The sequence below is a fragment of the [Ruminococcus] torques ATCC 27756 genome, assembly GCF_000153925.1.
Lineage (GTDB): Bacteria > Bacillota > Clostridia > Lachnospirales > Lachnospiraceae > Mediterraneibacter > Mediterraneibacter torques.
Genome location: NZ_DS264374.1, coordinates 43410 through 51351, shown reverse-complemented (window position 1 = coordinate 51351; position 7942 = coordinate 43410). Strand labels below are relative to the sequence as shown.

The window sequence follows — 7942 nt, the reverse complement described above, 5'->3', positions numbered from 1 at the left end:
GTTTGATAAGAACAGGGAGATTAATTATACGTTTACTCCGGATACGACGGCAATATATCGTTTCGATCTCAGCAGGATAATGCAAGTCTGTCTATAAAGAATGCGACTGGCAGACAGGATTCGGAAGTTCGAGTGGCAAGATAGATTCTTCATTGCGCTTGAGAAGGGAAAAACTTATGAATCTCGATGGTAAGCCTGGATAAAAGTGAGATACAATGGAATATTACAAAAGCAGGTACGAAAACTGCTAACGAAGGAACAGAGTATACGACGACAAAAGAGGAGACAACAGTATATGATTTCGTTCCGAGTAAGTCGGGAGAATATATGTTTTCTTCAAAAGATGGGGGAACAGGAAAAGTATATAGTTCAGATTGGAAAGAAATAGAAGGGTGCTTGTATGATGGAGCTGCAGAGTTCGGCATGAAGGTTTCATTAGAGCAGGGAAAAACATATCATTTGGGCATTGCGTTATCAGATAAAGAAGCAAAATGGAAGATTGAACCGGTAAAAGAGTCATCTGATTATACATATCGTGTGCTGTCTGATAATACAGTAGAGATTTTGAAATATTCCGGAGTAGAAAGTAATGTAACAGTACCGGACAAGATCGATAATAAGGTAGTTAAAAGTGTCGGTTACGGAGCGTTTGCGGAGAATGAAAATATTGTCGGCGTAACGATTCCGGCACAGGTTACAGATTTACAGTACGGAGTATTTGCATCATGTGCAAATTTGGAAACAGTTACATTTAAAGAAGGAAGCAAATTACAGAAAATTGCCGCAAGAGCATTTGAAAACTGTTCAAAGCTTCATTCGGTCAGTCTGCCTGACAGCGTTCAGACAATCGAAGAAAACGGATTTGCTCACTGCAAAAATCTTGGACCGGTAGATCTTGGAAACGGATTAAAAAATATTGAAAACAATGCGTTTTACTATTCGGGAGTGACGAAGGTTCGTATTCCCGGCAGCACGACAGAGATCGGAGCAAGTACATTTTACGAGTGCAGATCGTTAAACGACATTACTCTTGGAAGTGGTTTAAAAGGAATTGAATCCGGAGTATTTTATCATTGCAGTAATTTGAAACAGATCGAGCTGCCGGATAATATTACTTATATTTCAGATAATGCATTTGGCGGCTCGGGATTGACGTCTGTAGAGATACCGGACTCAGTGACAAGTATCGGCAATCTGGCATTTTACGGCTGTCAATCATTGAAAAAAGCAGTAATCGGAAATAATCTTGCATATATAGCGAATAACGCATTCGGCTCATGTGCATTGACGGAAATCATGTGGGGAGATAAGGTTGAGAAAATAGGAACAGAGTCATTTTCCAATAATAAAAATCTTACGACAGTTTCGCTTCCGAACAGCATAACAGAGATTGAGTATGGGGCGTTTAACGGATGTGAGAATCTGAGCGACATTGAAATTCCGGATTCGGTAGAGGCAATCGGCGGTTTTGCATTTGACAATGAGGGAAGCGGCATAAGAGATACGAATACTAAATGGTATGACGCACAGGCTGACGGAGACGTATATGCAGGAAAAGTTTATTACAAATATAAAGGAGAAGCGCCGGCAGATACAACGGTTACGATCAAAGACGGAACGAAAGGTATCGCAGGATATGCATTCTATATGCAGGGAAATGTGACAGAAGTTGTGATTCCGAACAGCGTGAATAATATCGGAGAAGTGGCGTTTATGGGATGTGAATCTTTGAAGACAGTCACAATCCCCGAATCTGTAAAAGTGATCGGAAGAGAGGCTTTAGGATATTTGTCGAGCAAGCAATATGAGCAGGGATATAAGGTAGAAGGATTTACAATCCGGGGAGTAGCAGGATCGGCTGCGGAGAAGTACGCAAAAGAAAACGGATTTACGTTCGAGGCGATGAAGCCGGATTATATAAAAGGTGATTCAGATTCGGACGGAAAAGTGACGATCTCAGACGTTCGTACTACTTTGAGGTATGTATGTCAGAAGGTTGAGTTGGACGAGGAGCAGAAACTTGCCGCAGATGTGGAAAAGGACGGAGTTATAAACATTAAAGATTTAAGGAAAGTATTGAGATTTGTATGTAACAAAATAGAAGAACTGTAAAAGTGATTGAAAGAGATTCAATTATACAGACTGCCGCTTGCGATTTTATATGCAAGCGGCAGTTTTGTTGTATCAAGAAAACCACGCGATAGTCGCGTGGTTCCGTGAAAGCTTTAGCGGTGTATTCAGAAATAAAAACTCCTAATGTGTATAATAAAAACGTGACCTGCCAGTTACGTAAATAAAAACACATTAGGAGGACCGTATAATGTCAGAACAAAATACAGACGTAAAAAGCTTAGCACATACAAAATGGAATTGCAAATATCATGTAGTGTTTGCACCTAAATATCGAAGGAAAGTATTTTATAACGAAAAGAAAGAAGCAATTCGTGAAATAATCCGAACACTGTGCCAATGGAAAGGTGTTGAAATCATCGAAGGAGAAGTATGTCCGGATCATATTCATTTACTTCTGAGTATCCCGCCCAAAATGAGCGTTTCGGGATTCATGGGATACTTAAAAGGAAAGAGTAGCCTAATGATATTTCAGAGATTCGGAAATATGAAATTTGCATACCGAAACCGCGAGTTTTGGTGTAAGGGATACTATGTTGATACAGTAGGGAAGAACACGGCAGCAATAAAAAGTTACATAGCCAACCAGCTAAAACAAGATAAGGAAATGGATCAGATTAGTCTATTCGATCCGCGAGACCCGTTTACGGGTAGCAAGTAATCCTGCGCGTGGCTGGCAGGCCAATAAAAGACGCACTTGTGCGTGGCTAGTAATATTAGGGCTATGCCCGAAAATGAAAAACCACCCGCTAGGCGGGTGGATGTTTATTATAGAAAATTAGGTAATTGCGAAACAAGTCCGCAATCCTGACTGAAAACAGGCGAAGGCTCCTGTCATGCAGGATTCTTGGGATAGGAAGTGAAAATCGTTCATTTCTTGGCACAACAAATAAACCTCATGGGCTTATGAAGTTGGTAAGTCCTATGCTATGAGTGGTTTTAAACTTCGTATGTATTGATGCTGGTGAATTTTATCAGCAACCATGACAGTTATTAACTGAGAAATTCCTGCAAGCAACAAATCTGCATGTAGTGTTTTCTCATTTTGGGTTTTACGACCGGCAATACAGAAACTGTCTTTAAAATGGTTGATTGATTTTTCAACGTTTACACGGATTTTATAGGTCTCATCCCATTCTACGGAACCACGTTCCACACCGGGATAGGCACGCAGATTCTTTTCGGGGTAAATGTAAATCATTCTTCCACAGGAAGATGTGGTACAGGGGTTCTCACAGCGGCAGACACGGCGTTTCGTTTTGGTTTCACGGTTGTATTCCCATTTCATTTTAGGGCATACAAACTTCATGCTGGGAAGTTTGCTTCTCAGATGAGATTTACTCCCTTCCCGTTTCATAGGAAGTGTGGAATCATGCGGACAGCAAGGAACACCATTTTCGTTGAAGGTGTAGCCATTTTCTTCCATTGATAGTTTTGTCCGGAGTGGAATAAATGCTTTTTCAAAGCCAAGATCATCCAAAAGGGCTTTGTAGATTTCAATGGTATCAAAAGCGGCATCGCCTAGAAAAGTTTTAGGGTTGATCAAAGGATGCTTCTGAAAGAAATCAATCAAAACAGGGAGCAGTGCCTTAGAGTCCGCAAGTGATTTATCTTCATCTGGTGAATCGGATTTCTTTTCAACAATGATATTAGGATGAGCATTTAGGAAATCTTTATTGTAGAAGGTAATATCGCGAACAATACCAAGACCATTAGTGACAATACCAAACTTATAGGCATAGCAGAAATGTCCGTTGATGTACATCTGTTGGATAGCTGGGTTAGCAGTAGCGTGTGCAGGCATTGAGCCGTAAGCAGCTTTGTAAGGATCAAAGTTTTTATCAAAGTTGTGAGCCTTTGCAAAGGCCTTTAACTGTTTTATGATACGGTTTGCGTATTTCGGATTATTTTCTGTTACCCATGCCTCAATTCCAGAAGTATCAAAGATACTCATGGAAGCAAGGTTAGAATCAATACGTTGGCAGATCGGTTCAGTGATATCAACTAAGTGATCGAACATCGATTGTAAGTCCATAAGAAAGTCCTGTTTAAAGCGGGTAAATTTTGAGGCATCAGGAACAACACGGAAGCCACAGAAATCCCGTAGTTCCTGAGAATATTTTAAAAATATAATCAGAAGAGTATCTGTCGGGATTGAGAAAATGCGCTGAATAAGGAGAGCCTTAATCATAGGATAAAGTGGATGCTTACGAGGTCTTCCTGTAGAAGCGTGAAAATGAGTAACAAAAGAAACAGGAACAATTTCATCAAGATTAATGGTTTGGTCAAGTAGAGAAAGAAACTGATATTTGTCATTATCGAATTTATTTTGGCAATCTTCAAAAACTTCTGCCAAAGTGAGCTGCTTATATGGTATCATATAGGTACATCTCCTTTCGGGTGGTTGGTTTATAGTTTCTAGGCAACTCTATTTTACCACAATCCGTTGAGGAGATGTTTTGTTTTATAAAAGTTAAAATGCCGTATTTATGCGGCTTGTGGCGTTTCGCAAACACCTAAATTATAGAAAATAAATGAAAGGAGAGACGCGTATGATCACAAAATTTGAGAGAAAAGTGATCGCAGGACTTACAGCTTTTCTGATGTGCCTGTCGATGGTGTTAGCAGTTCCGGTTTCTGTAAATGCAGAGGCAGAACAGACGCAGGATGAAGCGGTAAGTGGTGCAAAGCAAGAGGAGACAGTGAGTGATGTGCAGATGCAGGATGAAACTGTAAATGATGCACAGCAAGACGTAACTACGGGAGAGGAAGTTGAAGAAGGTGCGGCCGGAGATATACAGAAATTGCCGGGGATGAGCGCAGAAAGCACAGATGCAATGCTGAATACAACGTCACAAGAAGATGTGATAGGAAGTATTACTCTCAAGAAAGACGGCACGGAAGAATCCGGTTCGATTATGCTGCAGGAAGATCAGACATCTGTTCGTTATCAGTTGAATGTTGAAGAAGACGGGCAATATTATATTACGGCAACAGGTGATAATTATTGGAGTACGTATGCGAGCATTACGGAAGAAACCGAAGACGGAACACAAGATGTGGAGATTATCAATTCACGAGTTGAACTTCGTAAAGCAGGAACATATTATTTGGAATTATCAGATTATTCATCAGAATCTCAAAAAATTATAAAATGGAAAGCCGGAAAAGTCAAAGATATTACCCCCGGAGAATTTGATATAGAGTTAAATGAGGAGAAGCCTGAGGCGTACTATAGATTGACAGTGGATGAATCCGGGGTTTATTATGTGCGTTCTGTAAAGGGGATGTCAGTTAAGATAAGAGACACACAGACAGGAAATGAAATTTTATCTTCATCGTCTTTTTATAAATTAAAAAAAGAGAATGTTTATGAGATTACACTCGGAAGATACAGTTGGGAAAACGCTTCAGGAAAATGGGGAATTCTGAAAGGAATCGAAAAAGAAGTAGAGTGTGACAAAGTGTATATTAATGAGACAGATGGCGTTTACTATAAGTTCGTTCCGAAAACGACAGGATATTATAGTGTAGAAGGCGGTTTTTATGACGAAGAGTGGAATCAGATTTATTCCGAAGAAATGCTTGCCGGGAATGCGTATTATTTAGCGCCGTATGGAAGATATTGGTGTATTAAACAGTCTGAATATACTCCGATTGATCCGGGTGGTTCTGGTGGAAAAGTACAGGTCAAAGTAGGCGAGACGTATACTCATGATATGAGAAAAGGCGGTTTTTATGAGTTTATACCGGAAGAAACGGCAAGTTATCATTTCCGCTCTAATGAAAATGTGAAACTGGAAGTTAAAGAGAGGATATTCGAGATAAACGGTATCGGAACTTTAGAAGGCAAAGTTGACTATTCAGTAGTTATGAGAGCCGGATCTGTATATTGGATACATTTGTACGAGATGGATGCAGCAACAGTTACATGGACGATTGAAAAAACAAAAACAAAAACTGCGGTGACAGGAACAAAATATACTGCTGTAAAAGGCGGATCAGACACATATGATTTTGTACCAAGTAAATCCGGAGATTATTCTGTTTCTTTTAACGGAAAAGGCGGAGTTTTAGTATATGATGACGCATGGAATGAGATAAAAAAATATTATCCTGAAGAAGCAGACGGAAGCCGTGTTGTTCTTTCGCTGGAACAGGGAAAAACGTATCACTTTGCTGTTGCAGCATTAGAGAAAGATATGCAATGGGAAATCGAATCAGCTAAAACAAAAAACGGATTCGTATACACAAATTTAGCTGATAATACAGTAGAGATTTTGAAATATACAGGAACGGAAAGTAATGTAACAATACCGGATAAGATTGACAATAAAGTCGTAAAAACTCTTGGAGCTGAATCATTTACAGAGAATGAGACGGTAGTAGGAGTTACGATTCCGGCACAAGTTACGAATCTGCAGTACGGAGCGTTTGCATCATGTACGAATTTGAAGAAAGTAACTTTCGCACAAGGCAGTCAACTGAAAAAAATCAAAGAAGAAACATTTGAACACTGTCAAAAGTTAGAAGAAATACATATTCCCGACAGTGTTACACAAATAGAGAAGGGAGCGTTTTATTATTGTCGGTCTTTGAGCAAGTTAACGCTAGGGAAGAAGCTTGAGGTAATTGATAACAACGCCTTTGAAGGCTGCAGCAGTCTGAAACAGATTGAAATTCCTGATTCTGTGGAAAGTATCGGAGAGGGAGCATTTACATATTGCACTTCTCTTGAACATGTGACGATTGGAAATAAACTGGCATATGTAGCGAAAAGTGCATTTTCATGGTGTAACCTGACGGAAATTACATGGGGAGACGGAATTGCAAAAATCGGAGACAGTGCGTTTGCTTGTAACCAAAAACTTACGACGGTTTCGATTCCTGATACAGTAACGGAACTTGAATACAAAGCGTTTGCCGGATGTGTAGAGTTAAGTGATATTGAAATTCCTGATTCGGTAGAAGCAATCGGAGGCTATGCATTTGAGAAGTGGGATATATATAATGAAGGTGGGGACACTGCATGGTATGACGCACAGGCTGACGGTGATGTGTATGCCGGAAAAGTTTACTACAAATATAAAGGAACAATCGCAGAAGGCGGTACTGTCAATCTGAAAGCCGGTACGAAAGGAATCGCAGGATATGCGTTCCTTGATCAGATAAATCTGACAGGAATTGAAATTCCTGATAGTGTAACGAATATCGGCGATTATGCATTTGTCGGATGTGAAAAATTAAACAAAGTGACTGTCCCTGCTTCTGTAACAAAAATCGGAGAGAAAGCTCTTGGATATTTGACGTCGGGAAAGGGAGGACAGGCTTATAAGTTAGAAGGCTTTACGATCCGGGGAGTAGCCGGTTCAGCTGCAGAGAAGTATGCGAAAGAAAACGAATTTAATTTTGAGGCGTATACTCCTGAGTATATTAGAGGAGATGTGGATGCCGACAGAAAAGTTAGTATCGGAGACGTCCGTATGACATTGCGGAGCATCTGTAAGAAGGCGGAATTGAACGGAACACAGAAGCTTGCGGCAGATGTGGAAAAAGACGGAACAGTAGATATAAAAGACTTGCGGAAGATTTTAAGATATGTCTGCGGTAAAATTGAATATTTGTAAAGCATATTATTAAGTGTATTGTTAAACGCATTTTGTGAGTGAATCTCAAAAGTGTAAGAATGGGAAGAACCCTGCTTTGCCGAAAGGCGGAGCGGGGTTCTTCTTATACTGCGATCATCCGTGAATGTGAGCGCTGACGATATCTCCGCGATAACTATTCTGTGGATGCCAGTGATATCTGCGGC

Annotated in this window: 3 protein-coding genes and 1 pseudogene; 3 read left to right on the top strand and 1 reads right to left on the bottom strand. The window is 40.2% G+C overall.

The window, feature by feature from the left end; genetic code table 11:
- Positions 1 to 186 precede the first annotated feature (186 nt).
- Positions 187 to 2112, top strand: coding sequence for a leucine-rich repeat protein (locus RUMTOR_RS11030; RefSeq protein ID WP_004847905.1), 1926 nt, complete (start codon positions 187 to 189; stop codon positions 2110 to 2112).
- 208 nt (positions 2113 to 2320) lie between these two features.
- Positions 2321 to 2791 carry an IS200/IS605 family transposase gene (gene tnpA, locus RUMTOR_RS11025; RefSeq protein ID WP_004845078.1) on the top strand — a complete coding sequence of 157 codons (471 nt, stop codon included), beginning with the start codon at positions 2321 to 2323 and terminating at the stop codon, positions 2789 to 2791.
- 332 nt (positions 2792 to 3123) lie between these two features.
- Here the strand turns inward: tnpA and RUMTOR_RS11020 are convergent.
- Positions 3124 to 4510, bottom strand: a pseudogene (locus tag RUMTOR_RS11020) (transposase).
- 172 nt (positions 4511 to 4682) lie between these two features.
- Here RUMTOR_RS11020 and RUMTOR_RS13540 point away from each other — a divergent pair.
- Positions 4683 to 7757 carry a leucine-rich repeat protein gene (locus RUMTOR_RS13540; RefSeq protein WP_022003266.1) on the top strand — a complete coding sequence of 1025 codons (3075 nt, stop codon included), beginning with the start codon at positions 4683 to 4685 and terminating at the stop codon, positions 7755 to 7757.
- The last annotated feature ends 185 nt before the right edge of the window (positions 7758 to 7942 follow it).

Bases quoted from the DNA above. Each gene is read 5' to 3' on its own strand.
- RUMTOR_RS11030 (WP_004847905.1), top strand. From the start codon at position 187: ATGGTAAGCCTGGATAAAAGTGAGATACAATGGAATATTACAAAAGCA.
- tnpA (WP_004845078.1), top strand. From the start codon at position 2,321: ATGTCAGAACAAAATACAGACGTAAAAAGCTTAGCACATACAAAATGG.
- RUMTOR_RS13540 (WP_022003266.1), top strand. From the start codon at position 4,683: ATGATCACAAAATTTGAGAGAAAAGTGATCGCAGGACTTACAGCTTTT.